At 61.6% G+C, this 25,620-nt stretch carries 19 protein-coding genes and 4 pseudogenes; 6 read left to right on the top strand and 17 right to left on the bottom strand.

The annotated features are described in order from the left end of the window. Positions 1–9: 9 nt before the first annotated feature. The 8 genes from E5X88_RS16815 to E5X88_RS16780 all read right to left on the bottom strand — a co-directional run bounded on the left by E5X88_RS16815 (position 10) and on the right by E5X88_RS16780 (position 12,387). Positions 10–1,638, bottom strand: coding sequence for an alpha-D-glucose phosphate-specific phosphoglucomutase (locus E5X88_RS16815; protein WP_292163202.1), 1,629 nt, complete (start codon positions 1,636–1,638; stop codon positions 10–12). Positions 1,639–1,641: 3 nt separating this feature from the next. Then, positions 1,642–3,087: a glycogen synthase GlgA gene (gene glgA, locus E5X88_RS16810; protein WP_292163199.1), complete on the bottom strand. Its 1,446-nt coding sequence runs from the start codon at positions 3,085–3,087 to the stop codon at positions 1,642–1,644. A gap of 3 nt (positions 3,088–3,090) precedes the next feature. Then, on the bottom strand, positions 3,091–4,356 hold the full coding sequence (gene glgC / locus E5X88_RS16805) for a glucose-1-phosphate adenylyltransferase (protein ID WP_292163196.1): 1,266 nt from the start codon (positions 4,354–4,356) through the stop codon (positions 3,091–3,093). A 36-nt stretch (positions 4,357–4,392) separates the two neighbouring features. Next, positions 4,393–6,606 (bottom strand): 1,4-alpha-glucan branching protein GlgB, encoded by a 2,214-nt coding sequence (gene glgB, locus E5X88_RS16800; protein WP_292163193.1) that lies wholly within the window; start codon positions 6,604–6,606, stop codon positions 4,393–4,395. A gap of 61 nt (positions 6,607–6,667) precedes the next feature. Next, a complete protein-coding gene (locus E5X88_RS16795; protein ID WP_292163192.1) occupies positions 6,668–9,130 on the bottom strand; it encodes a glycogen/starch/alpha-glucan phosphorylase in 2,463 nt (820 codons plus the stop codon). A gap of 237 nt (positions 9,131–9,367) precedes the next feature. Next, positions 9,368–10,150 (bottom strand): ATP-binding cassette domain-containing protein, encoded by a 783-nt coding sequence (locus E5X88_RS16790; RefSeq protein WP_292163190.1) that lies wholly within the window; start codon positions 10,148–10,150, stop codon positions 9,368–9,370. 2 nt (positions 10,151–10,152) lie between these two features. Then, a complete protein-coding gene (locus tag E5X88_RS16785) occupies positions 10,153–11,217 on the bottom strand; it encodes an ABC transporter permease (RefSeq protein ID WP_292163187.1) in 1,065 nt (354 codons plus the stop codon). Positions 11,218–11,370: 153 nt separating this feature from the next. Further along, complete coding sequence (locus E5X88_RS16780) at positions 11,371–12,387, bottom strand: sugar ABC transporter substrate-binding protein (protein WP_292163305.1); 1,017 nt, start codon at positions 12,385–12,387, stop codon at positions 11,371–11,373. Between the two features lie 206 nt (positions 12,388–12,593). Between E5X88_RS16780 and E5X88_RS16775 the strand changes: the two genes are divergently transcribed. The 6 genes and pseudogenes from E5X88_RS16775 to E5X88_RS16750 all read left to right on the top strand — a co-directional run bounded on the left by E5X88_RS16775 (position 12,594) and on the right by E5X88_RS16750 (position 17,364). Beyond that, on the top strand, positions 12,594–13,820 hold the full coding sequence (locus E5X88_RS16775; RefSeq protein WP_292163185.1) for an ROK family transcriptional regulator: 1,227 nt from the start codon (positions 12,594–12,596) through the stop codon (positions 13,818–13,820). Beyond that, positions 13,821–14,262 (top strand): annotated as a pseudogene (locus E5X88_RS16770) (RbsD/FucU domain-containing protein). Continuing rightward, positions 14,259–15,182 carry a carbohydrate kinase gene (locus E5X88_RS16765; protein ID WP_292163182.1) on the top strand — a complete coding sequence of 308 codons (924 nt, stop codon included), beginning with the start codon at positions 14,259–14,261 and terminating at the stop codon, positions 15,180–15,182. Before E5X88_RS16770 ends, E5X88_RS16765 begins: the two are co-directional and overlap by 4 nt. A 244-nt stretch (positions 15,183–15,426) precedes the next feature. Beyond that, complete coding sequence (locus tag E5X88_RS16760) at positions 15,427–16,569, top strand: DegT/DnrJ/EryC1/StrS aminotransferase family protein (RefSeq protein ID WP_292163180.1); 1,143 nt, start codon at positions 15,427–15,429, stop codon at positions 16,567–16,569. Positions 16,570–16,724: 155 nt separating this feature from the next. After that, positions 16,725–16,976: pseudogene (locus E5X88_RS16755) on the top strand (type II toxin-antitoxin system VapB family antitoxin); the annotation flags it as partial. A gap of 8 nt (positions 16,977–16,984) precedes the next feature. Continuing rightward, positions 16,985–17,364 (top strand): annotated as a pseudogene (locus E5X88_RS16750) (type II toxin-antitoxin system VapC family toxin). 234 nt (positions 17,365–17,598) lie between these two features. Here E5X88_RS16750 and E5X88_RS16745 read toward each other — a convergent pair. The 9 genes and pseudogenes from E5X88_RS16745 to E5X88_RS16705 form a co-directional block, all read right to left on the bottom strand. Continuing rightward, positions 17,599–18,027, bottom strand: coding sequence for a type II toxin-antitoxin system VapC family toxin (locus E5X88_RS16745; protein ID WP_292163177.1), 429 nt, complete (start codon positions 18,025–18,027; stop codon positions 17,599–17,601). Beyond that, the gene (locus E5X88_RS16740) at positions 18,027–18,266 is read right to left on the bottom strand and encodes a type II toxin-antitoxin system VapB family antitoxin (RefSeq protein WP_292163174.1); all 240 of its coding nucleotides are present in this window, start codon (positions 18,264–18,266) and stop codon (positions 18,027–18,029) included. Before E5X88_RS16740 ends, E5X88_RS16745 begins: the two co-directional genes overlap by 1 nt. 241 nt (positions 18,267–18,507) lie before the next feature. Further along, positions 18,508–18,753, bottom strand: a complete 246-nt coding sequence (locus tag E5X88_RS16735) for a hypothetical protein (RefSeq protein WP_292163172.1) — start codon at positions 18,751–18,753, stop codon at positions 18,508–18,510. 1,050 nt (positions 18,754–19,803) lie between these two features. After that, positions 19,804–20,652, bottom strand: a complete 849-nt coding sequence (gene cysQ / locus E5X88_RS16730; RefSeq protein ID WP_292163170.1) for a 3'(2'),5'-bisphosphate nucleotidase CysQ — start codon at positions 20,650–20,652, stop codon at positions 19,804–19,806. After that, positions 20,603–22,540: a sulfate adenylyltransferase subunit CysN gene (gene cysN / locus E5X88_RS16725; RefSeq protein ID WP_292163167.1), complete on the bottom strand. Its 1,938-nt coding sequence runs from the start codon at positions 22,538–22,540 to the stop codon at positions 20,603–20,605. The genes cysQ and cysN overlap by 50 nt, the downstream gene beginning before the upstream one ends. Before the next feature lie 2 nt (positions 22,541–22,542). Then, positions 22,543–23,448, bottom strand: a complete 906-nt coding sequence (cysD, locus tag E5X88_RS16720) for a sulfate adenylyltransferase subunit CysD (RefSeq protein ID WP_292163164.1) — start codon at positions 23,446–23,448, stop codon at positions 22,543–22,545. A gap of 329 nt (positions 23,449–23,777) precedes the next feature. Further along, a pseudogene (locus E5X88_RS16715) lies at positions 23,778–24,080 on the bottom strand (GDP-mannose 4,6-dehydratase); the annotation flags it as partial. A gap of 20 nt (positions 24,081–24,100) precedes the next feature. Beyond that, a protein-coding gene (locus E5X88_RS16710; RefSeq protein WP_292163161.1) for an IS3 family transposase occupies positions 24,101–25,287 on the bottom strand; the annotation gives its coding sequence in 2 pieces (ribosomal slippage) (positions 24,101–25,035 and positions 25,035–25,287; 1,188 coding nt in all). A 48-nt stretch (positions 25,288–25,335) separates the two neighbouring features. After that, positions 25,336–25,563 carry a hypothetical protein gene (locus E5X88_RS16705; RefSeq protein WP_292163159.1) on the bottom strand — a complete coding sequence of 76 codons (228 nt, stop codon included), beginning with the start codon at positions 25,561–25,563 and terminating at the stop codon, positions 25,336–25,338. Positions 25,564–25,620 lie beyond the last annotated feature (57 nt).

The raw sequence follows: 25,620 nt of genomic DNA, 5'->3' as shown, positions 1-25,620 counted from the left end.
TGGATGGCATCAGGTGATGACGCTCGGCTTGGCGCGGCCGGTATGGCTGCGAATCCCGGCAATATCATCGGCTGCCGCAATCAGATCGGCAAGCGCCTGTTGCGTGTCGAGATCGTGCCTGGACTTGTCCGGCTCGTAGCGCTCGATATAGACGCGCAGCGTCGCCCCCGACGTGCCGGTGCCGGAGAGACGGAAGACGACGCGCGATCCACCCTCGAACAGCACCCTGATGCCTTGGTTCTTGGCGATCGAACCGTCGACCGGATCGTGGTAGGCGAAATCGTCGGCACTGGCGATCTTCATGCCGCGCACGCTGGTGCCGGGCAACGAGCCAAGCTTGGCGCGCAATTCGCCGACCAGCGCGTTGGCGCGCTCGGTTTCGACCTCTTCGTAGTCGTGGCGCGAGTAGTAATTGCGGCCATAGGTGGCCCAATGCTCGGTGACGATCTGCTTGGCGCTTTCGCCGCGCACCGCAAGGATATTGAGCCACAAAAGCACGGCCCACAGCCCGTCCTTTTCGCGGACATGGCTGGAGCCGGTCCCGGCACTTTCCTCCCCGCAGATCGTCGCCATGCCGGCGTCGAGAAGATTGCCGAAGAATTTCCAGCCGGTCGGCGTTTCGTAAATGCCGATGCCGAGCTTTTCGGCGACGCGGTCGGCCGCACCGCTGGTCGGCATCGAGCGGGCGATGCCTTTCAGGCCAGCCTTGTAGCCGGGCGCCAGATGGGCGTTGGCGGCGAGCATGGCCACTGAATCCGACGGGGTGACGAAAATGCCCTTGCCGATGATCAGGTTGCGGTCGCCGTCGCCGTCGGAAGCGGCGCCGAAGTCCGGCGCATCCGGTCCCATCATCTCGTCATAGAGGTGCTTTGCGTGGACCAGATTGGGGTCGGGGTGATGGCCGCCGAAATCCGGCAGCGGCTTGAAATTGCGGCAGGTCCCGTTGGGCGCGCCAAGCCGCCGCTCGAGGATCTCTTTGGCGTACGGACCGGTGACCGCATGCATGGCGTCGAAGCGCATGCGGAAGCCGTATTTGAAATTGGCCCGGATGGCGTCGAAATCGAACAGGCTTTCCATCAATTCGGCATAGTCGCTGACCGGATCGATCACCTCGACCGTCATGCCGCCCGCCTCGACGACGCCGATCCTGTCGATGTCGACCGTGCCGATATCGGCGATCTTGAAGCTCGATATGCTCTTGGTCTTTTCAAAGATAGCGTCGGTCAGCTTTTCCGGTGCCGGGCCACCATTGCCGGCATTGTATTTGATGCCGAAATCCTCGTGCGGGCCGCCGGGATTGTGGCTGGCCGACAGGATGATGCCGCCGAAGGTCTGGTATTTACGGATGACGTGCGAGGCTGCCGGCGTCGACAGGATGCCGCCCTGCCCGACCATCACCTTGCCGAAGCCGTTTGCCGCCGCCATGGCGATGGCCTTCTGGATAACTTCGCGGTTGTAGAAGCGGCCATCGCCGCCGATCACCAGGGTCTTGCCTTCGAACCCGTCCAGCGCATCGAAGATCGACTGGATGAAGTTCTCGGCGTAGTGCTCCTGCTGGAACACCGGCACCTTCTTGCGTAGTCCGGACGTGCCGGGCTTCTGGTCCAGATAGGGTTTGGTGGCGACGGTTCGTATCATGCTTCAGGCAACCCTTTTCGAAAGCAGCAAGCGATAGAGTTCAACGTATTTTTCGGCGCTTTTGTCCCACGACACATCGGCCTTCATGCCTTGCCGCTGCATCGACGTCCAGTCGGCGGGGTTGGCGTGCGCCTCCACCAGCCGGCGGATCGCGTGCAGGAAGGCGCCAGCATCGGCGGGTGCGAACTGGAAGCCTGTCGCAACACCGGCCGAAACGGCCGCTTCATTGGCGTCGATGACCGTGTCGGCAAGCCCGCCGGTGCGGGCGACAACCGGCACGCAGCCATAGCGCAGGCCGTAGAGTTGCGTTAGCCCGCAAGGCTCGAAGCGCGACGGGATGACGATGGCGTCGCAGCCGCCTTGCATGATGTGGGAGAGCCCCTCGTCGTAACCGACGACGACGCCGATGCGACCGCGATGGCGGGCGGCGGCGGCCAGCAGCGCACCTTCGAGGCCGGCGTCGCCGGATCCCAGGATCGCCAGGCGTGCACCCCTCGCAACGATCCCGTCGACGACGGCAGCCAGTATATCCATGCCCTTTTGCCAGGTGAGCCGGCTGACGACACAGACGATCGGACTGTCGTCGCGGTCGAGGTTGAAGCGATCCTCGACCGCGGTCCGGTTGGGGCGCCGCGCCTTCAATGTCTTGGCCGTATAGTTGGAGACCAGATGCTTGTCGGTTTCAGGGTTCCATGTTTCGGTGTCGATGCCGTTGACGATGCCGTAGAGATCGACGGAACGCATATTGACGAGCCCATCGAGGCCCATGCCGAACTGCGGCGAGCGGATTTCCTGCGCATAGGTTGGACTGACCGTGGTGATGGCCCAGGCGGCCTGCAGGCCGGCTTTGAGAAAACCGACGCCGCCATAATATTCGACGCCGTCGAGCGCCATGGCTGCCGCGGGCAAGCCAAGCTCGCCAAAGATGCCGGCGCCGAACTGGCCCTGAAAGGCGAGGTTGTGGACGGTGATCATCGACGGCGTGCCGACCGCCTTGCCGTAGCGCATATAGGCCAGCGTCATCGCCGACTGCCAGTCATGGGCATGGACGATATCCGGCTGGTAACCTGAGATGGCGCCGCCGGCGATGTCGCCGCCGGCCTGGCTCAAGGCCGCGAAACGGCGCCAATTGTCAGGCCAGTCGGCGCCGGTCGCATTGCCATAGGGACCACCGGGGCGATCGAACAGATGCGGTGCGTCAAGCACGAACAGGTCGAGCCCGGCGATCTGGACGGCATGGACTGAAGCCTTGCCGCCCTGCAGCAGCGGATATTGGTGAACAGCCTTCTTTTTCTTGAAGGCATCCATCACCTGGGGATAGCCGGGGATGAGCGTGCGCATCGTCACACCCCTGCCGGCGACTGCTATGGGTAACGCGCCGGTCACGTCGGCAAGCCCGCCAGTCTTGATCAGAGGGAATATTTCGGGCGTGACCGACAGAACCTGCATCCACTACAACCCCAATTTATCGATCATGACCTGCGTGACGAGGCAGATGCCCTTTTCGGAAACGCGGAAGCGCTTGGCATCGAGATCCGGATCCTCGCCGACCACGAGCCCCTCCGGTATCCTTACGCCGTGATCGACCACCACGCGCTTCAGGCTTGCGTTGCGGCCGACATGGCAGTCGGGCAGCATGACGACTTCCTCGAGCGTCGAATAGGAATTGATGCGCGCGCCGGTGAAGATCAGGCTTCGCTTCAGCGAAGCGCCGGAGACGATGCAATCGCCCGACACCAGCGAAGAGATGGCCATGCCGCGACGGCCATCCTCGTCGTGCACGAATTTTGCCGGCGGCTTCAACTCGGCATAGGTCCAGATCGGCCAGTCGCGGTCGTAGAGGTCGAGTTCCGGCGTGACATCGGTCAGGTCGATATTGGCTTCCCAATAGGCATCGACCGTTCCGACATCGCGCCAATAGGCCTCGTTCTCGGCGGTCGAACGCACGCAAGATTTGGCAAAGCGATGCGCGATCGCCTTTCCGTGCTCGACGATATAGGGGATGATATCCTTGCCGAAGTCGCGGCTTGAGCCGGGTTCGGCGGCATCGCGGCGCAATTGCTCCATCAGGAACTTGGTCTTGAACACGTAGATACCCATCGAGGCCAGGGCAAAGTCCGGCTTGTCGGGAATGCCGGGCGGATCGGCGGGCTTTTCGATGAAAGAGATGATGGTGTCCTTGGTGTCCACATGCATGACGCCGAAGCCGGTCGCCTCCATGCGCGGCACTTCGAGGCAGCCGACCGTGACATCGGCGCCGGCGTCGACGTGCTGGCGAAGCATCAGCTCATAGTCCATCTTGTAGACGTGATCGCCGGCCAGGATGACCATGTATTCGGGGCCGTAGGCCTCGATGATGTCGATGTTCTGGTACACGGCATCGGCCGTGCCTTCGTACCATTGGGTTTCCGATACGCGCTGGCTGGCCGGCAGGATGTCGAAGCTCTCGTTGCGCTCGGGCCGCAGGAAGTTCCAGCCGCGCTGCAGGTGGCGGATGAGCGAATGCGCCTTGTACTGGGTGGCGACGCCGAGACGGCGGATGCCGGAATTGAGCGCATTGGAGAGCGCGAAATCGATGATGCGCGTCTTACCGCCGAAATAGACCGCGGGCTTGGCGCGCCGGTCTGTCAATTCCCTGAGGCGGCTGCCACGGCCGCCGGCGAGCACATAGGCCATGGCATCGCGTGCCAGAGGTTGGGTTCGTTTTATCTCTGCCATTTTTATCCTCCCAAGTTACGCGCTGCGAGACATCGCTCAGTCCGGAGCAAATTCGAGCATGATCGTCGACAGCGGCGGCAGCAGCATCGTCGCCGATATGCTTCTTCCTTCCGCACGAGCCTCGACGGCACCGCCATTGCCCTTGCCGGAACCGCCATAGTCGGAGGCGTCCGTGTTGATGATTTCGCGCCATCTTCCTGCCGTCGGCAACGGCACGCGGTAATTGTCGCGCGGCACGGGCGTGAAATTGGAGATGACGGCGATCGGGTTTCCGCCCGGCGCGCTGCGCAGCCAGGCAAAGACAGAGTTCGCGCTGTCGTCGACGATCAGCCAGGAAAAGCCCTCCGGCTCGCAGTCGCGCGCATGCAGGGCCGGGCGCGAGCGGTATAGATAATTGAGATCGCGCACCGTCTGCCAGACACCGCGGTGGAGCCGGAAATCGAGTAGGCTCCAGTCGAGCGCGCGCGCCTCGCTCCACTCGCGGCGCTGAGCGAACTCCTGCCCCATGAACAACAGCTTCTTGCCGGGGTAGCCCCACATGAAGGCGTAGTAGGCGCGCAGCGTCGCGAATTTCTGCCAGTCGTCGCCGGCCATCTTGCTAAGCAGCGTCCCCTTGCCGTGCACGACCTCGTCATGCGAGAGCGGCAGCATGAAATTCTCACTGAAGGCGTAGACCAGGCCGAAGGTGATATCGCCGTGGTGATGCTTGCGAAAGATCGGCTCCTTGGAGAAGTACTCCAGCGTGTCGTGCATGAAGCCCATGTTCCACTTGAAGCCAAAACCCAGTCCGCCCTCATGCACCGGCTGCGAGACCTTCGGCCATGAGGTCGATTCCTCGGCGATCGTCATCACACCCGGATGATGGCCATAGACCTCTTTGTTCATCCTCTGGAGGAAGCTGACCGCCTCGAGGTTCTCGCGCCCGCCCTTTTCGTTGGGAATCCATTCGCCGGCCTTGCGTGAATAATCGAGGTAGAGCATCGAGGCGACGGCATCGACCCTCAAGCCATCGACGTGGTATTTCTCGGCCCAAAACAGCGCATTGTTGACTAGGAACGAGACCACTTCGCGCCGGCCGAAATTGTAGATCGCGGTGTTCCAGTCGGGATGGAATCCCTTGCGCGGGTCGGCATGCTCATAGAGTGCTGTGCCGTCGAAATTGGCCAGGCCATGCGCGTCCACCGGGAAATGCGCCGGCACCCAGTCGAGGATGACACCGATGCCGGCGCGGTGGGCGCCGTCGACGAACCGGGCAAAACCGTCCGGATCGCCGAAGCGGGCCGACGGCGCGTAGAGGCCTGTCGTCTGGTAGCCCCAGGACGGATCATAGGGGTGTTCGGATATCGGCATGAATTCGATATGGGTAAAGCCCGTATCGACGACGTAAGGGATCAGCCGGCCGGCGAGTTCATCCCATGACAGGAAGCTGCCGTCGTCGTGAAGTTGCCAGGAGCCGGCATGGACCTCATAGATCGACACCGCCTCGCGCCTGGGGTCGGCGTTGCGCCAGAAATTGCGGTGCGCCTCGTCGCCCCATTCATGCGCCGGCGGGAGCGCCGTCACTGACGCGGTGGCCGGGCGCAGTTCGGACTTGAAGGCGAAGGGATCGGCCTTCAGCGGCAGCCTCACGCCATCGGGCCCGATGATCTCGTATTTGTAGGGCCGGCCGGCGCCGATGTCGGGAATGAACAACTCCCAGATGCCGGTGTCGCGGCGGACGCGCATCGTATGCCTGCGGCCATCCCATTCGTTGAAGTCGCCGACCACCGAAACGCGCCTTGCATTCGGCGCCCAGACGGCGAAATGCACGCCCGACGCACCCTCGTGATCGATGAGATGCGCACCGAGCTTGTCGAACAGCCTGAGATGCGAACCCTCGGCGATGTAATAGTCGTCCAGCGGACCGAGCACCGGACCGAACGAATAGGGATCGGTCAGCCACCAGTCGCCGCCGGCATTGCGCGCATGATAGCGCAGCGGCTGGCGCTTTCTGATCGAGATCCTGCCCTCGAAGAAGCCGCCTTCGTCGCGCCTGGAGAGTTCGCCCGCTTTCTTGCCGGTCAGCGTATAGGCAGTGACGAATTCGGCGTGAGGGACGAAGCAGCGCGCAACGAAACCCTTGTCCGCCTCATGCACGCCGAGGACAGCAAACGGGTCGCCATGCGTACCGGCGACAATCGCCGCGACATCGCCGGCTGACGCCAGTCCATCCGGCCCGCTTGTCGCAGCGGTCGCGTGCGGCTTCCTCATCAGGCAGTGACCCTCCCCGGGGGCATCCGGACCACGTTGTGCGTGGCCTCATGCAATCATATCAGACGGGTACGTTCCAGATTTCTTTCGCATATTGGCGGATCGTGCGATCGGACGAGAACCAGCCGACGCGGGCGACATTGTGGATTGCCCTGGCATACCAATCGGGGCTGTTGCGCCAAACGGCGTCCACGTCGCGCTGGGTGGCGGCGTAGGCGTCGAAATCCGCGGCGACCATGAACCAGTCGCTCTGATAGAGACCGTTCATCAGTTCGCGATAGCGTTCCGGGTCGTCAGGCGAAAAGACGCCCGACGAAACGGCAGCCACTGCCTGCGCCAGTTCGGAAGAGGCTTCGATCACGGACCGCGGATTGTAGCCGTTGGAGCGCCGCTCGGCGACCTCAGCGGTGGTCAGGCCGAAGATGAAGATGTTGTCGTCGCCGACGCATTCCTTGATCTCGACATTGGCGCCGTCGAGCGTGCCGATGGTCAGCGCACCGTTCAGCGCGAACTTCATGTTGCCGGTGCCGGAGGCTTCCATGCCGGCGGTCGATATCTGCTCCGAAAGGTCGGCGGCCGGCATCATGATCTCGGCCAGGCTGACATTGTAGTTCGGCACGAACACCACTTTGAGCAAGCCGCGCACCGCCGGGTCGCGGTTGATGACCTTGGCGACGTCGTTGGCGAGTTTGATGATCAGCTTGGCGTTGTGATAGCTGGGCGCCGCCTTGCCGCCAAAGAACTTGACGCGGGGCATCCAGTCGCGCTCGGGATGAGAGCGGATCTGATCGTAGAGCGCGACCGCCTCGAGGATGTTCAGGAGCTGGCGCTTGTATTCATGGATGCGCTTGATCTGGATGTCGAACAGCGCCGAGGGATCGATCTTGATGCCGAGGCGGTCGGCGGCGAGATTGGCAAGCCTGACCTTGTTCGCCCGCTTGACGACCGCGAACCTATCGCGGAAGGCGGCGTCGTCGGCAAAGGCATCGAGCTCCTTGATCGCCTCGATGTCGTCGAGGAAGCCGTCGCCGATCGCCTCGCGGGCGAGCGCGGTGAGACCGGGATTGCACTGGATCAGCCAGCGCCGCGGCGTGATGCCGTTGGTCTTGTTGTTGATGCGGTCGGGGTAGAGCTTGTGGAGATCGGCAAACACCGTCTCCTTCATCAGCTCGGTGTGCAGGGCCGAGACGCCGTTGATCGAGTGTGAGCCGACAAAGGCCAGATTGCCCATGCGCACCCGGCGGTCGCCGTTTTCCTGGATCAGCGAGATGTGGCTGATCTGCTCGTCCGAAAACTGGTCGGAGGCGCGCGCCTCCAGCAGCACTTCGGCGTTGATGGCGTAGACGATCTGCATATGGCGCGGCAACAGCCGCTCGAACAGCGGCACCGACCAGCTTTCGAGCGCTTCGGGAAGCAGCGTGTGGTTGGTGTAGCCGAAGGTGCGCTTGGTGATGCTCCAGGCCTGGTCGAAATCCATGCCGTGGACATCCATCAACAGGCGCATCAGCTCAGCCACCGCGATGGCCGGGTGGGTGTCATTCAGATGGATCGCCGCCTTGTCGGGCAGCGACTGCAGGTCGCCGTACTGGCTGAGATGACGCTGGACGATATCCTGCAGCGATGCGGTGGAGAAGAAATATTCCTGCCTGAGCCGCAGTTCCTGCCCGGCCATGTGGGAATCGGCGGGGTAAAGGACGCGCGACAAGGCATCGGCCTTGTTGCTTTCGGCGAGCGCGCCGATGTGGTCGCCGGCGTTGAATTTATCGAGCAGGATCGGATCGATCGGCATGCCGGACCAGAGGCGCAGCGTGTTGACGCGCTTGGCCCGCCAGCCGGCCACCGGCGTATCATAGGCGACAGCCAGGACATGTTCGGTCGGCTTCCAGACGTGGCGCTCGAGCCGGCCGTCCTTCGAGGTGATCGATTCCACCGCGCCGCCGAAGCCGACCTCGAAGGAGCGTTCGCGCCGCTCGAACTCCCAGGGGTTGCCGTGATCGAGCCAGGTCTCGGGCAGTTCCACCTGCCAGCCGCCATGGATCTCCTGCCGGAACATGCCGTTGGCGTAGCGAATGCCGTAGCCATGCGCAGGGATATCGACGGTCGCCATGCTTTCCATGAAGCAGGCGGCGAGACGGCCGAGACCGCCATTGCCAAGGGCCGCATCCGGTTCGAGCGCGGCGATGAGGTCGAGGTCGACGCCAAGTGACGACAGCGCCTCGCGCATGTTGTCCATCAGGCCCAGATTGGAGACGGCATCGCGCATCAGGCGGCCGATGAGGAATTCGAGAGACAGATAGTAGACGCGCTTTTCCTGCTGGGCGTAGGCCTCTTTCGTCGCCTGCATCCAGTGATCGACGACGCGGTCGCGCACCACCTTGATCGAGGCTGTGAGCCAGTCGTACTGCGTGGCAACGGTGGTGTCTTTGCCAAGCCTGTATTTGAGGGCTTTCAAGACCTCATCGGCAAGCGCCTTGGGATCGGAATTTTCGAGAATGGGAGCTTCGGATGTCATCGTGCTTGTCATGTCGCCTCTCGTGCGGTTGCCATGATCATACCGGCTTTCACCATTCCTCCCAGCCCATGCTAGCGCATATCGCAATACGCTCAATCGATCCAGATGACCCCAGGGCGGCTTGTCCTGCGGCAATTTAACAACTTAGAAGCACGTCGCGTTCGGGCGGCATCCGCGACGCACTTTAAGTTCTCAGTTGTTGTGTATGTCGTTGTCCCAAAACCGCTACGCGCTTTCGGGCGACATGCATTAGGCTGCCAGCGCCGCTTCCGGCGGAAGCTTCGCCCCGGTCATGAAGGCGACGGCGTCGGACATCGTATATTGCTTGGGATCGATGACACAGAGGCGACGACCCAGCCGATGGATGTGGATGCGGTCGGCCACCTCGAAGACATGCGGCATGTTGTGCGAGATCAGTACGATCGGCAGACCGCGCTTCTTGACGTCGAGGATCAGTTCGAGCACGCGGCGGCTCTCCTTGACGCCTAACGCCGCCGTCGGCTCATCCATAATGACCATCTTCGAGCCGAAGGCGGCGGCGCGCGCCACCGCCACGCCCTGGCGTTGGCCGCCCGAGAGCGTTTCCACAGCCTGGCCGATGTTCTGAATGGTCATCAGGCCAAGTTCGGTGAGCTTGTCGCGGGCGCGCTTTTCCATTGCCGGCCGGTCGAGCATGCGCAGCCAGTCGCCCAGAAAACCTGGTTTGCGGATTTCGCGACCCAGGAACATGTTGTCGGCGATCGACAGCGCCGGCGACAGCGCCAGGTTCTGGTAGACGGTTTCGATGCCGGCTTCGCGAGCCTCGATGGGCGACTTGAAGAGCACCTGCTTTCCGTCCAACTCGATGATCCCCTCGTCCGGGATCACGGCGCCCGAGATTGCCTTGATCAGTGTCGACTTGCCTGCGCCATTGTCGCCGATCACGGCCAGGATTTCTCCTGGATAGAGATCGAAATCGCAGTGGTTCAGTGCTGTGACGCGGCCGTAGCGCTTGAGGAGGCCGCGCGCGGTGAGGATGGGCTCCTGGGTCATGGTTACACCGAAACCTTTCTGATCCACTGGTCGATCGCCACGGCGCCGATGATCAGCACACCGGTGAGCAGCACTTTCCATTGCGGATCGGCGCCCATCATGTTGAGACCCATTGAGACGACGCCGACGATCATCGCGCCGAACAGCGTGCCCAGAATAGAGCCGCGTCCGCCGAAGAGGGAAATGCCGCCGATCACCGTGGCGGTGATCGCCTGCAAATTGTAGTCGGTGACGGCGGCGGATGGCGAGATCGAGCCGTTGCGGCCGATCGAAACCCAGGCGGCGAAGGCGGCGATCAGCCCGGCAAGGGTGTAGACCGAGATCAGCACCTTCTTGGTCTGGATGCCCGACAGCTTCGCCGCCTCCGGATCGTCGCCGACGGCGTAGACATGGCGGCCCCATGCCGTGTGATTGAGCACGTACCACAAGATCAGCACCAGCACGACCATGGCAATTACGCCGAGCGTCAGCACCGCGGTGCCGACCTTGAAGTTCAGGCCAAACAGATGCAGCAGCGGCGCCTGAACGTCGACGTCGGCGTCGCGGATCGTCTCATTGGCCGAATAGATGAAGTTGGTGGCCATGACGATGTTCCAGGTGCCGAGCGTGACGATGAAGGGCGGCAGCTTCATGTAGGCGACCAGGAGCCCATTGAGCAGCCCGCAGGCCCCGCCGGCGGCAAGCCCGATCAACACGGCAAGCAAGGTCGGCAGACCATAGGTGACCGCGCAATTGCCCATGATCACGGCCGAGATCACCATGATCACGCCGATTGACAGGTCGATGCCGGCTGTAAGGATGACCAGCGTCTGCGCGGCTCCCAGAATACCGACGATGGCGATCTGCTGCAGGATCAGCGTCAGCGTGTAGGACGAAAAGAACCGCCCCCCGATCGTGATCCCGAAAACAGCGATCGCCAGAACCAGCACGATCAGCGGCACCGCAGCGGGAGTGGAATGCAAGAAATGCTGGATGCGCTTGACGACCGACGTACCGTGCTCGTCAAAAGCAGCGACGCTTGCGTCGCTGCTCGAGAGAGCTTTCTCGAATTCCTGAACCTGGCTCATGTTTCCTCCGGTTGGGCTTCAGCTACGCCGACGCCCGTTCACCATTCCCGATCTGCCGTCGGAATTGTTCGCGCTTGCGATTGCGTATCGTCCACCCGAAGCGACCGGGGATCAAGCCCCGGCCGATCGGTTCCGTTGCCTGTCAGACCGGCATTAGCCCCAGCACTTGGCGAGGCCCTCTTTGGTGTCGATGGACTTCACGCCATCCGCTGGCTTGTCGGTCACGAGGTTGACCCCCGTGTCGAAGAAATCCTTGCCTTCGGTCGGCTTGGGCTTCGTCCCGTCCTTGGCGAAAGCGGCAATCGCCTCGATGCCGAGTGCCGCCATCTGAAGCGGATATTGCTGTGAGGTCGCGCCGATCACGCCTTCGGCGACCGATTTTACGCCGGGGCAGCCGCCGTCAACCGACACGATCAACACGTTACCTTCGAGGCCCACTGCCTTGAGCGCCTGGTAGGCGCCGACGGCAGCCGGCTCGTTGATGGTATGGATGACATTGATGCCGGGGTCCTTCTGGAGAAGGTTCTCCATCGCCTTGCGGCCGCCTTCCTCGTTGCCGTTGGTGACGTCGTGGCCAACGATGCGCGGGTCATCTTCGTCGCCGATCTTGTTGGGATCCTTCACGTCGATGCCATAGCCCATCATGAAGCCCTGGTCGCGCAGCACGTCCACCGTCGGTTGCGAGGGCGTCAGGTCGAGGAAGCCGATCTTGGCATCCTTCGCCTTGTCGCCGAGCGTCGCGGCGGCCCACGCGCCGATCAGCTTGCCGGCCTCGAGATTGTCCGTCGCGAAGGTCGCGTCGGCAGCGTCAAGCGGATCGAGCGGCGTGTCCAGCGCAATCACGAGCAGACCGGCGTCACGTGCCTTCTTCACCGCAGGCACAATGCCCTTGGTGTCCGATGCGGTGATCAGGATGCCCTTGGCGCCATCGGCGATGCAGCTTTCGATCGCTGCCACCTGGCTCTCGCTGTCGCCGTCGATCTTGCCGGCGTAAGCCTTGAGGTCAACGCCAAGTTCCTTGGCCTTCGCCGAGGCGCCTTCCTTCATCTTGACAAAGAAGGGGTTGGTGTCGGTCTTGGTGATCAGGCAGGCGCCGACTTCGGCGGCGGACGTAGCCGAAGTGAACGCCATCAGACCCAGTCCCGCCGCCGCAAGAACGGTGGACTTCAGTAGTGCTGTCTTGGTCACGATTTTCCTCCCAGTGGATCCATTTCGGCATCCGGACGATTTTCCCAGCGTGGACGCCTGCCCCAACACAATACCAGAGCGAGGTCGCTGTCAATAATTAAATCACTCTTATTTATTATTGACAGCGTCGCATCGTTCACCCATTCTGGCCCAAAAGCATTGAGGGGAAACCGACGGGAGGAACAGGGGTGGAGACCGGCATTACAAGGCACGGTTCGCCCGAGGCAGCCGAAAGCCGAATTCATCGCGGCACCAACCAGAGCGGCATGCGCGACCACAATGAGCGGCTGGTGCTGTCGCTCGTGCGTCAGCACGGCAGCCTGGCCAAGTCCGACATTGCGCGCATGACCGGACTTTCGGCCCAGACGGTTTCCGTCATCATGCGCGAGCTCGAGGTGGACAACCTCCTGGTCCGCCAGGCGCCGTTGCGCGGCAAGATCGGCCAACCTTCCATTCCGATGGCGCTCAATCCCGATGGCGCCTATTTCATCGGCCTGAAGATCGGCCGTCGCAGCGCCGAACTCGTGCTGATCGATTTCCTCGGCAACGTGCGCTCCATGCTGCAGCATTCCTACCGCTATCCGGCGCCGCGCGAGACGGTCGAATTCGTCACCTCCGGCATGAAGACGATGCGCGGCGAACTCACCCCGGCGCAGGATAAGCGCATTGCAGGACTTGGCATCGCCATGCCGTTCGAATTGTGGAACTGGGCCGATACGGCCGGTGCGCCGCGCGACTTCATGGACGAATGGCGCCACCGCGACATCCGCGCCGACATCCAGGCGCAGTGCGAGTTCCCGGTCTACCTGCAGAACGACGCCACCTCGGCCTGCGGCGCCGAACTGGTGTTCGGCAAGGCGGGCGCGGCGCGCGACTTCGTCTATTTCTATATCGGTGCCTTCGCCGGCGGCGGCATCGTGCTGAACGGTCACCTTTTCGGGGGGCCGACCGGCAATGCCGGCGCGCTGGGTTCGATGCCGGTGCCCGGACCGGATGGCAAGCCGACCCAATTGATCGACGTGGCATCGATCGCCATGCTGGAAAAGGCGCTCAACGCGCGCGGCGTCGAGGCCTCGCATCTGTGGACGTCACCGGAGGATTGGGGCGAGATCGGCGTCGAGCTCGACGACTGGATCGCCTGCGCCGCACAGGCGCTCGCCTATGCCATCGTGGCGGCGTGCTCGGTAATCGATTTCGAGGCAGCGGTGATCGACGGATGGATGCCGAAGGCCGTGCGACGCCGGCTCGTCAATGCCGTTATCGAAGCGATAGGCAAGATCGACGGCGAAGGCTTGAAGCTCCCAGCCGTTCGCGAGGGGACTGTTGGCATTCATGCACGTGCCCTGGGCGGCGCCAGCCTGCCGCTTTCCGAGCGCTTCCTCATCGGTTCGACCATGATTTCCAGGAGCACCTGAATGCTGATCGGAATCCCAGCCCTGCTCGCTTCGTATCTGCTGGCGACGCTGCGTGCCCTGGGCCATAGCGACGAGATCGCTTTTGTTGACGCGAACCGTCCGGCTGAGGAGCAGGCAACCCGGCTCATCCGCGCCGACGGCCGTCACCTTGTTCCGATGCTCGACGTCAGCACATTGCCTGTCGATGACGCAGTGCCGGAAGCGCTGTTTCGCGCCTCCGTTCAAAGGTGATTCCTTGCTTGCCGATCCCGCTCATCACGAGATGGATGCGATCTGCGCGAAGCGCGCGCCAGGCCGCAAGGTGGTTGCGCTTGCCGGCGCCGACTTCTATCTAGAGGTCAGGTTTTCGCACGCGATCGTCGCGACAGGCGAGCCGCGGCTCTACGCCAACATCATCATCCGCAAGGATGTAATCTATCCGCCGGAGAACAGGAAATCATGATCCTCTGTTGCGGCGAAGCCCTGATCGACATGCTGCCGCGCACCACGACGGAGGGCGAGCCGGCCTTTGCCCCCTATGTCGGCGGCGCGGTGTTCAACACGGCAATCGCACTTGGCCGGCTGGGAGCGCCCGCCGGTTTCTTTTCCGGCCTGTCGTCGGATCTGTTCGGCGGTCAGCTCCGGGAAGCGCTGGGGGCAAGCAAGGTCAGCTCCACATATGCGCATACATCGCCCCTTCCGACCACGCTCGCCTTCGTGCGGCTCACCAACGGCCAGGCGACCTACACTTTTTACGACGAGAACACGGCTGGTCGCATGCTGACCATTGAAGACCTGCCGGAGCTCGGCAGCGAGATCGAAGCCATGCTTTTCGGCGCCATAAGCCTGATCTCGGAGCCGGCCGGATCGGCCTATGAGGAATTCATGCGGCGCGAGCACAGCCGTCGCGTCATGATGCTCGACCCCAACATCCGGCCGAATTTCATCCCGGACAAGGCCAGGCACCTCAGGCGCATCCGCTCCATGATGGCCATGGCCGACATCGTGAAGCTGTCGGACGAGGACCTCAACTGGTTCGACGAAGCCGGCTCGCACGAGGACGTCGTTCGCAACTGGCTGGATCGCGGCCCGACGCTGATCGTCGTCACCCATGGCAGCGAAGGCGCCACCGGCTACAGCAAGGGCCACAAGGTCACGGTCGTGCCGGACAAGGTCAAGGTGGTCGATACGGTCGGCGCCGGAGACACGTTCAACGCCGGCATCCTGGCCTCGCTGCACGAGCAGGGCCTGCTGTCGAAGGAGGCGATCGCCGATCTGCCGGAAGACGCCATCCACAAGGCGCTGGCGCTCGGCGCCAAGGCTGCGGCGGTGACCGTGTCGCGGGCCGGCGCTAATCCGCCCTGGCGGCATGAAATCGCCTGATTGGACGACGATGCGCCCCGCATGCCGATCACTTTATGTTTCGCCGGCCGGGCGCGATGCGATATGAAGAGCGTATAATGCCCGACGAAGCCCGGATTTCCGGCATCTTCAAGGATACGTCGAAAATCAGAGGTAACAGACTGCGACACTTGAGCAATTCGCGGTTTTAACCGCGCGGGTTTCTCGGCCGCGCCAAGTCTGCTACCAGCGGCCGGTTATCTGGCTAGGACCTTTTGAGGCCGACATGCAGTTCATCGATCTTGGCGCGCAGCGCGAACGAATCCGCGACAGGCTGAAGGCAGCCATCGACCGCGTCGTCGACGAGGGACGCTATATTCTGGGACCTGAGGTTACCGAATTCGAAAGCAAGCTCGCGGCCTATGTCGGCACCAAACATGTCGTCGCCTGCGCCAACGGCACCGATGCGCTGCTGCTGCCATTGTTTGCGGCCGGCATCGGCCCGGGTGACGCGGTGTTCGTGCCAAGCTTCACCTTCGCCGCCACTGCGGAAGTGGTGGCGCTGGCCAAGGCCGAGCCGGTTTTCGTCGACGTCGATCCCAATACCTACAATATCGATGTCGCCAGCCTCGAGGCGGCCATCGCCATGATCAAGGCGGAAGGCCGGCTGAAGCCAAGGGCGATCATTCCGGTCGACCTGTTCGGGCTCGCAGCCGACTACGAGGCGATCATGGCGATCGCCAACCGCGAAGGGCTTATGGTGATCGAGGATGCCGCGCAGGCGATCGGCGGCTCGATCGACGGCAAGATGTGCGGTTCGTTCGGTGCGGTCGGCTCGACCAGCTTCTACCCGGCAAAACCGCTCGGCTGTTATGGCGATGGCGGTGCGATGTTCACCAATGACGATGCGCTGGCCGAACAGCTCCGCTCGTTCGCCTTCCACGGCAAGGGCGAAACCCAGTACGACAACGTCCGCGTCGGCATCAATTCGCGGCTCGACACGTTGCAGGCGGCGATCCTGATCGAGAAGCTGGCCATTCTCGAAGACGAGATGGCTGCCCGGCAAGCGGTCGCCAATCGTTACGCCGAAGGCCTCGGCGACATCGTCAAGGTGGCGCGCAACCTGGATGGCGGCCGTTCAGCGTGGGCGCAATATGCCATCGAGACGCCGAAGCGCGACGGGCTGAAGGTGCATCTCGGGGAAAAGGGCATTCCCTCGGTCATCTATTATGTGAAACCCCTGCATAGCCAGATCGCCTACCGCGGCTATCCGCGCACGCCGACGGGTCTTGCCGTTTCGGAGGAGCTGCCGCAGCGCATCCTGTGCCTGCCGATGCATCCTTATCTGAGCGAGGCGGACCAGGACCGGATCATCGAGACGATCCGCAACTATATCGGGTCTAATTCGGCGCACGTAGCCGCCGCTTAAGGTGTCTTCAGAGCCCGTTGCATCTACATTGGATGTGTCTGAACGGATTCGCCCGCCAGCCTGCCTTGTGTCGCCTCGCCTTCACTGACCATGCTGCGCCCTGTGGATGCGCTATATTGGCAGAATATCGACAACTCGGTACCTTGGAACCTCCAATGGCACTGAGCATCAAAGACCCCGAGACCGAACAGCTCGCCCGCACCCTCGCCGAGCGCACTGGCGAGACGATCACAATTGCTACCAGGCGTGCACTTGAGGAGCGGCTGCGCCGCATCGGCTCTGACGCCCGTAAGGCCGCACTTCTGGAGGATCTCGCCGCTAGCCGGCGACGCTGGAGCGCCCTACCCGTCCTCGACAATCGTAGCGCCGACGAGATCATCGGCTACGACGAGTACGGGCTGCCGAACTCAAGGTCATCCACACTTCGGCAATTGTCGCGATCGCACTCAACGAACCTGAGGCGCCTTCCATTGAGCAGCGCATCGCTGACGATCCCGTCCGCCTCATCGCGGCCGCAACTGTGCTTGAGGCCGCTATGGTGATTGAGACCCGCCTCGGAGAGCCGGGCGGCAGCGAGCTCGATCTATGGCTGCACAAGGCGGTGTCGAGCTCGTCGCAGTCGAACCCGAGCATGCCGATCAAGCCCGTCGCGCATGGCGCCGTTACGGCAAGGGGCGCCATCCCGCCCGCCTCAATTTCGGCGATGGCTTCTCCTATGCACTCGCCGCGCTGACCGGAGAGCCGTTGCTCTACAAGGGTAACGACTTTTCGCAAACCGATAATCCAGCGGCGTGAGGCGTTGATGAGCATCGCACCATCGCCTGCTTCCGTCATGGACCACTGTGACTTGGTCGTGCTGGCCCGGGCCCCAATGGCGCATCTAGGGCCACAGGCCGCCAGCCCGATCTGTGTATCAGCCAAATTCGTGAGGTGTTCGAGTGCTACTTCAACGAGTTCGTTTCGTTAAATCCTGTTGCGACGCCGCGTTTTCCCCGCACATGGCGAAAGCCGTCCTTCCCTTTCGAGATCTCAGGTCTTTGCACCCACAGTCGCGACATCGGTAAGCGCAAATCCCGCATCTATGGTCAGGATCGGCGCCTTGTAGGATTTCGCCGTGGCATAGTGGAAGCAGTCGGCGAGATTGAGCGCACTATTCCGTTCAGCGTCCGGATAGCGGTGCCGTCCATAGCGATCGAAGGCTTGCAGCGCGGCGGTCAACTCACGGCTCGAAATCGCCAGAACCTGGACCCCAGCCGTTTCCAGGAACTCCTGCACTCGCGCTTCAGCTTCTATTATGGGAATGCGCTTTTTGCGAAACAGCCCAACAGTCGCTTCCCATGCAGCCACGACCGATGTGATCGGCTGCGGCGAGCGCGCAGCATCGAGCGCCGCCGCGAGGTCCTCGGCCTCAGGCTCTTCCGTCATAATGGCGATGATTGCCGACGCATCGACGAACATTAGTAGTCACCGCTGAGGTCATCGAAAAACGCTCTGTCGGCCGCAAGGCCGGTGTCCGGATAGGCCGCGATCTTCTCGCGCAAAGGCTTCAGCCGCTCCCAAAGAGGGATCGCCTCCTCGGCACGCCGCAACTCGTTCTCCAGGGCCAGCTTCACGGCAGCCGTCTTGTTCAAGCGAGTGCGCGTCGCCAGCTTTTCGGCAAGCGTGTTTACCTCTTCACTGCGAATGTTGAGCGGCATAGCGAATTCTCCTTTGTGTAGACGTAAATATAACAACGCCAACACGTGATGGCAACGTCCATCAGGAGAGCAAGATGGGTTGAGGCTGGCGGCTTACTGCCGCTCACTGAAACGTAGCCAAAGAAGAACCTGTTCTTGGGCCACAGCCTAACCGGCGACTGAGGGTAGGTATTTCGTCGCGCCGGAAACACTTAATTTCGGATGGTGGACGCGGGGCAAGGACGCGAAAGCGGCGCGGAATTCAGGGGAGAACAAGACCGTCCATGCCGAAAGCGTCGAAATCTTCAATACTGACAAACCGGTCTTGTGATTGCGGGGGCTTCCGAAAGGTGGAACAACTCGCCTTTGTCGAGATCGACGGCGTGCGCGCTTCCGTCAGCAATTTCGAGGATACGCTCGAATAGCGCTCGGGATTGGTTTTTATGGGGCTAGGCACTTCAAATTTCGGCTTCCAAACACAAATTTCATGAAAGCCCCAGATCAGCATCAATTTTCAGACGCTATTACGTTTTTCAGGAGACCCGCCTTCCTGAGAAGGCGACACTGGCCGGCTACAGCGCCCTAATCGATGCGTATTAGCTCGCCGTGCCGTTGCCCCACACGCTCTTTGCTACTGGCGAACATCACCGTATTTTTGAGCGGGATGGTTGGCGCATCATGACGCCGCGGCCCGCGCCGCGTCCGACGCTTGAAGAGCTCCTGACCTTCGCGCAAGTGCGTAAGACTCCTGCGTGCCGTTCCTCATGCATCCCCCAGGAGATCTCAATCAATGTCATCAGAACATCTTCTCGGCTCCAACCAGCTGCAACCGCCGACTGGACAATGTCGCAAATCAGAGGGCGCAATTGTTGCTCGCATTTCCATCAGATCTGAAGCGACAGCGCCACCTGACGGACTTTTTGAATAGAGTCGTTTCCATTGCATTGACCACTGATAATTGCCAAGAGTACCTTTCGCCGATCATATTAACTCACGAAGTAGGTTCAATATAGGCACTCTACGTGCGAGTTCTTACCAAAAATTGCTACTCAGGTGAAGAATCCCCGGCGGAATCCAATGAAAACTTTGTATTCTGCGACGGTAGCCTGACCGTCGCGCACCAGCAGGTCACTTCGCTGTTGTTGACCTCTCCAGAGCTGGTTCCGCCTTCCAAAGCGCGAATATCTCCGGCGTCCGTAGCAATTAGAGACAGCACCATGGCCTGCTGTCGCCCTTTTCTGACGCGCAAATAAGCCAACTCGTCCTCGGATACTGCGGGATGGCTCGCTTGGCGGCAGCGCGCGAAATTGCAATTGTCCGCCTACCGGACGGAGGCTAACCTCTTCGACCCCCCGCGCGGAACCCCGTAGATCTCGATACTGATGCTGCCCACGGAATCGCCTCAGCACGGGCGCGCACGATCGCCTTCACCCTTCACCCGCTCCGCCGCCGTTTGAGCAACATGGCTCGTCCGGCAAATGATGGCAGACGGAGCGTAGGTGCAGCATCGCGTAGGGCGGATCGGTGGCAAACCCAGTCTTGTCCCCTTGCTGCATATCTAAGCGGATTTGGCGGACTTGCCGCTGGCGATGAAATGCGGATTGGCGAAGTCCTCGTCATCGCTCTGGTTGCGCTTGCCGTAGGCCAGCGGTTGGCCGTCTAGCGTGCGCGTCATGCCGCCGGCAGCGCGCAGCACCGCGTCACCTGCTGCGGTGTCCCATTCCATGGTGCGGCCGAAGCGCGGATACACGTCGGCCTCGGCGCTGGCGACAAGACAGAATTTCAGCGACGAGCCGACCGAGACGATCTCGGCAGCGCCCACCGTGCTGATATAGGCTTCCGTCTCGGGCGTATTGTGCGACCGGCTGGCAACGATGGTCAGTGGCGCCACACCGGCCCTGGCCGAAATCGGCCGACGACCGATGATCTGGTAGTCGTCATTGACTTCAATTGCTTCCGCCCTGCCCGGCCGGCCGGAAAAGAAGCGGCCGGTGCATGGCGCGAAGACAACACCGATCTCCGGCGCGCCACGGCGAATGAGCGCAATGTTGACGGTGAAGTCGGTCCTTCGGTTGACGAATTCCTTGGTACCGTCGAGCGGATCCACCAGGAAGAAGGCGTCGTCGAGGTCAGGCGGAACGATGCCAGCCGACGCCTCTTCCTCAGCCACGCAAGGAATCTCGGGAAAGGCGGCACGCAACCCGGCAAGGATGATCTCTTCGCTCTCGCGATCGGCCTCGGTCACCGGCGAACTGTCTGACTTCTGATCGACCGCGCAGCCGGCTTCGAAAGCGCGCATCACCTCTCGCCCCGCGGCCAGGGCAAGGTGCTCGAACACACCGAGTATCAAGTCGTCGTCAGATGCCGCCGCCGCTATCGTATTGGTTTTCGGCAATGTCGCGCTCATTCAGCCAGAGTTCCAGGGCCTCTACCATCTCTTCGGCAGATTTGCCGAGTGTCTTGAGATGGATTTCGGGCATTTCCGGGGTTTCATATGGTGAATCCACGCCGGTGAAATTCTTGATTTCGCCGTTCAACGCCCGCGCATAGAGGCCCTTCGGATCGCGTCTGGCGCATTCTTCGAAGGGTGTGTCGACAAACACCTCGATAAATTCACCGTCGGCCATCAATTCCCTGGCCATGCGCCGCTCGGCGCTGAACGGCGAAATGAAGGAAACGATGACGATCAGCCCGGCATCGGCCATCAGGCGCGCCACTTCGGCCACGCGGCGAATGTTTTCTACGCGGTCGGCGTCGGTGAAACCAAGATCGCGATTAAGGCCGTGGCGGACGTTATCACCATCCAGGATGTAGGTATGGCGGCCGGTGGCGAACAGCTTCTTCTCGAACAGGTTGGCGATGGTCGATTTGCCGGAGCCCGAGAGCCCGGTGAACCAGAACACGGCGGGCCGCTGGTTCTTCATATCGGCGCGGCCATGCTTGCCGACATCAAGCGATTGCCAGTGGATGTTTTCGGCGCGGCGCAGCGAATGCAGGATCATGCCAGCGCCGACCGTGGCGTTGGTGATGCGGTCGATCAGGATGAAGGCGCCGGTCGTGCGGTTCTCGGCGAAAATATCGAAGGCGATCGGCGCCCGTGTCGAGATGTTGCAGATGCCGACCTCGTTCATCTCGAGCGACTTGGCCGCCTCATGGGCAAAGTCGTTGACGTTGACGCGGTATTTCAAGTCGGTGACGGTGGCACTGGTCTGATCGGTCTCGGTTCGCAGGATGTAGGAGCGGCCCGGCAGCAGCGCATGCTCGTTGAACCAGACGATGTTGGCGGCGAACTGGTCGGCGACCTGGGGCCGCGCCGACGGCGACACCAGCATATTGCCGCGCGAGACCTCGACCTCGTCGTCGAGAACGAGGGTAATGGCCTGGCCGGCGACCGCTTGGCTCAGGTCCCCGCCATGCGAGACGATGCGCCGGACATGGGAGGACTTGCCGGATTTGGCGACAACAACCTCGTCGCCTGGTGCGATCGAACCGGACGCAATCGTGCCGGTAAAACCACGAAAGTCGAGATTGGGGCGGTTCACATACTGCACCGGAAAACGGAATGGCAGTTCGACAACGGCTTCATCGACCGACACGGTTTCCAGATGTTCGATCAGCGTCGGGCCTGAATACCATTCTGTCTTGTCCGAGCGACTGGTGACGTTGTCGCCATAACGGGCAGACATCGGGATGGGCACGATCGTCTCGAAGCCGAGCTTGTGCGAGAATTGCCGATAGTCCTCGATGATCCGTTCGAACACGTCCTTGTCGAAGCCGACGAGATCGATCTTGTTGACGGCCAGGACGATGTGCCGGATGCCCAGCAGCGAGGCAATGATCGAGTGGCGCCTTGTCTGGCGCAGCACGCCCTGCCGGGCGTCGATCAGCACGATGGCCAGATCGGCTGTCGACGCGCCGGTTGCCATGTTGCGCGTGTATTGTTCGTGACCAGGCGTGTCGGCGACGATGAATTTGCGTTTCGGCGTGGCGAAAAAGCGATAGGCGACATCGATGGTGATGCCTTGCTCGCGCTCGGCCTCGAGACCATCGACCAGCAGCGCGAAATCGACGTCGTCGCCCGTCGTCCCGTGCTTGCGTGAATCTCGCTCGAGCGCGGCAAGCTGATCCTCGAAAATCTGCTTGGTATCCGAAAGCAGGCGTCCGATCAGCGTCGACTTGCCGTCGTCCACGGAGCCGCAAGTCAGGAAGCGCAGCAGCGACTTCTGTTCCTGCACCGCCAGATAATCACGAATGCCATCGGTGGGGGCGAGGCTCTCGGCCATGATGTGGCGCATGCTCAGAAATACCCCTCGCGCTTCTTCTTTTCCATCGAACCGGCTTCATCACGGTCGATCAGGCGGCCCTGCCGTTCAGAGGTGCGCGCCGTGAGCATTTCGCCGACAATGGCCTCCAGCGTATCGGCGTCGGATTCGATCGCGCCGGTCAGCGGGTAGCAGCCAAGGGTGCGGAAGCGCACCAGCCGGTTCTCCACCGTCTCGCCGGGACGCAGTTCCATGCGGTCGTCATCCCTCAGAATGAGCATACCGTCGCGTTCGACGACCGGTCGTTCCTTGGCGAAATAGAGCGGCACGATCGGGATGTCTTCCTGGAGAATGTACTGCCAGATATCGAGCTCAGTCCAGTTCGACAATGGAAAGACGCGGATCGATTCACCGGTCGCGATGCGGGTGTTGAATATCTTCCACATCTCCGGCCGCTGGTTCTTCGGGTCCCAGGTGTGCTGGGCGTCGCGGAAGGAGAAGATCCGCTCCTTGGCCCGCGACTTCTCCTCGTCACGCCGTGCCCCGCCGAAGGCTGCATCGAAGCCGTACTTGTCGAGCGCCTGCCGCAGCGCCACGGTCTTCATCACATGCGTGTGAGTGTTCGAGCCATGATCGAAGGGATTGATGTTGTCACGCACACCATCCCCGTTGACATGGACCAGGAGATCAAAGCCGAGCTTTTGAGCCATCTGATCGCGAAAGGCGATCATCTCGCGAAATTTCCAGGTCGTATCGACGTGGAGAAAGGGAAAGGGCGGCTTGGCGGGATAAAACGCCTTCATCGCAAGGTGCATCAGCACGGAGGAATCCTTGCCGACGGAATAAAGCATGACCGGCTTGGCGAAGGTAGCTGCTACCTCGCGAAAGATATGGATGGATTCAGCCTCGAGCCGCTGAAGGTGCGTAAGCGCGATGTTCATGGACTGTGAGCGTTCTCTCGTGCCATCCAGATCTTGGATCGATGCATCAGGCGCAATTTTTCGGCCGCCCGGTTTAAGCTTCACGTCTGGACAATCTTATTTTCGTGCAGGCGTTCTAGCAGATCGCCATTGTTTATAACAATGCAAGACAGGCCTGCCCCGGAGTGGTTCGGGAATGAATTTTCCACGCAAGAACCAGAACCCGGAAATTCCTGCTCAACGGGCTGATGGCATTGTGAACGCGAGGAAAATACTGCCCTGCTCAGGAAGGCCCCCGGCAATCGCTTATATCTGTTGCTATCGGTTCTCGCACCTGGTGACGACAAGCTTCACGCGACGCCCTTCCGCGCTTCGCCCAGCCGCTCGCCGGCGTAGCGCTCGCGGCGAATCGGCCTCCACCACCACTCATTCTGAAAATACCAGTCGACCGTCCTGGCGAGGCCGCTGTCGAAGGTCTCGCGCGGCGTCCAGCCGAGATCACGCTCGATCTTCGAAGCGTCGATTGCGTAGCGCCGGTCATGGCCCGGGCGGTCGGCAACGAAGGTGATGAGATCGCGATAGCGTCGGCCGGCGGAACGCGGCCGCCTGTTGTCAAGGATGTCGCAAATCGCCTCAACAACCGCCAGATTGGTGCTGACCTGCCACCGAATTTTCATCCAGCGGCAATTAGAGCCTCGGCAGGTTGTACGCCGTATGGTGCGGGTTGAGCAACGGGCGATCGGCGGAGCTGGTCGGGGTTGCGCAGCCGATCGCCCGTTGCGGTGAGATTGGCGGCATAAGCCGCGGGCGTGATGTAGCCGAGCGCCGAATGTGGGCGCGATCGGTTGTAATCATCCGCCCATTCGGCGATCGTCGTCCGGGCATGGTCGAGGCCGAAGAACAGGGTTTCGTTCAAGAGTTCGTCGCGCATCCGGCCGTTGAAGCTCTCGCAGAAGCCGTTCTGCATCGGCTTACCCGGCGCGATGTAATGCCATTCCACCTTGTGATCCTTCGACCAGGCGAGGATGGCGTTCGAGGTGAACTCGGTGCCATGGTCGGAGACGATCATGCCCGGCTTGCCGCGGCGGGCGACCAATTCGGTCAGTTCGCGCGCGACACGCCGGCCGGAGATCGAGGTGTCCGGGATCGCCGCCAGGCATTCGCGTGTCACGTCGTCGACGATGTTGAGCACGCGGAAACGCCGGCCGCAGGCGAACTGGTCGTGGACGAAATCCAGCGACCAGCGGGCGTTCGGCCTTGCCTCGACCAGGATCGGAGCCCGCGTTCCGACGGCACGTCGTCGTGATCGACGCTTGCGCACCGTCAAGCCTTCCTCGCGATAGAGCCGGTAGATGCGGTTGATCCCCGACGGTTCTCCCTCGCGCCTGAGCAGGATGAACAGCCGCCGATAGCCGAAGCGCCGGCGCTCATTGGCGAGGTCGCGCAACCTGCCGCGCAACTCCGTCTCCGGCGGCCGGCAGGAACGGTAGCGGATCATCTTGCGATCGGTACCGATGATCGTGCAGGCCCGCCGCTCCGACAGGCCCATGGCGGACCTCAGATGCGCGACGGCGTCGCGTTTTGCAGCGGGCCCTACCATTTTTTTGACAAAAGCTCGCGCAGTGCCGCCGCATCCAGCATCTGCTCGGCCAGCAGCTTCTTCAGCTTGGCGTTCTCCTCCTCCAGCGCCTTCAGCCGTTTGGCATCGGAGACGTCCATGCCGCCATATTTGGCTTTCCAATTGTAAAAAGTCGCATCGGAAATGCCGTGCTTGCGGCAGACATCCGCCACCTTCGCACCGGCTTCCTGCTCGCGCAAAACCGCGATGATCTGCTCTTCCGTAAATCGCTTTCGCTTCATCAGTCCGTCCTTTAAACGAGGCCGGACTCTAATCCCAACTGGAGGAAATTACCCGTGGCAGGTCACCACATAGATGCCATTCACCTGCAATGCAAACACACCAGCATTCTTTTTCTCGGTGTGAATTAGATCACGGATTACAGAAAAAGTAGCTTCTGCGTAGCTGTCAAAATCCTCTTCCAGCTTTTCACATTGCGCGCGCCAGTCGGCTTCGAATTCCAACCATGTATTGTCCTCCTCAAGGAGGCGCACAAATTTTTCGTTTTCTTCGTCCATAAACCCCTCCACTCAACCCTACGTCTATTAACGGGGCGTTGGTTGGGGTGCAATCGT

The organism is Mesorhizobium sp. (genome assembly GCF_004962245.1).
Taxonomy (GTDB): Bacteria; Pseudomonadota; Alphaproteobacteria; order Rhizobiales; family Rhizobiaceae; genus Mesorhizobium.
This window is presented reverse-complemented; position numbering and strand designations above follow the sequence as displayed.

Bases quoted from the DNA above. Each gene is read 5' to 3' on its own strand.
- E5X88_RS16760 (WP_292163180.1), top strand. From the start codon at position 15,427: ATGCAGTTCATCGATCTTGGCGCGCAGCGCGAACGAATCCGCGACAGG.
- E5X88_RS16705 (WP_292163159.1), bottom strand. From the start codon at position 25,563: ATGGACGAAGAAAACGAAAAATTTGTGCGCCTCCTTGAGGAGGACAAT.
- glgC (WP_292163196.1), bottom strand. From the start codon at position 4,356: ATGGCAGAGATAAAACGAACCCAACCTCTGGCACGCGATGCCATGGCC.
- E5X88_RS16815 (WP_292163202.1), bottom strand. From the start codon at position 1,638: ATGATACGAACCGTCGCCACCAAACCCTATCTGGACCAGAAGCCCGGC.
- glgB (WP_292163193.1), bottom strand. From the start codon at position 6,606: ATGAGGAAGCCGCACGCGACCGCTGCGACAAGCGGGCCGGATGGACTG.
- E5X88_RS16745 (WP_292163177.1), bottom strand. From the start codon at position 18,027: ATGTTCGTCGATGCGTCGGCAATCATCGCCATTATGACGGAAGAGCCT.
- cysQ (WP_292163170.1), bottom strand. From the start codon at position 20,652: ATGAGCGCGACATTGCCGAAAACCAATACGATAGCGGCGGCGGCATCT.
- E5X88_RS16735 (WP_292163172.1), bottom strand. From the start codon at position 18,753: ATGCTGATCTGGGGCTTTCATGAAATTTGTGTTTGGAAGCCGAAATTT.
- E5X88_RS16740 (WP_292163174.1), bottom strand. From the start codon at position 18,266: ATGCCGCTCAACATTCGCAGTGAAGAGGTAAACACGCTTGCCGAAAAG.
- E5X88_RS16795 (WP_292163192.1), bottom strand. From the start codon at position 9,130: ATGACAAGCACGATGACATCCGAAGCTCCCATTCTCGAAAATTCCGAT.
- glgA (WP_292163199.1), bottom strand. From the start codon at position 3,087: ATGCAGGTTCTGTCGGTCACGCCCGAAATATTCCCTCTGATCAAGACT.
- E5X88_RS16790 (WP_292163190.1), bottom strand. From the start codon at position 10,150: ATGACCCAGGAGCCCATCCTCACCGCGCGCGGCCTCCTCAAGCGCTAC.
- E5X88_RS16785 (WP_292163187.1), bottom strand. From the start codon at position 11,217: ATGAGCCAGGTTCAGGAATTCGAGAAAGCTCTCTCGAGCAGCGACGCA.
- cysN (WP_292163167.1), bottom strand. From the start codon at position 22,540: ATGCGCCACATCATGGCCGAGAGCCTCGCCCCCACCGATGGCATTCGT.
- cysD (WP_292163164.1), bottom strand. From the start codon at position 23,448: ATGAACATCGCGCTTACGCACCTTCAGCGGCTCGAGGCTGAATCCATC.
- E5X88_RS16765 (WP_292163182.1), top strand. From the start codon at position 14,259: ATGATCCTCTGTTGCGGCGAAGCCCTGATCGACATGCTGCCGCGCACC.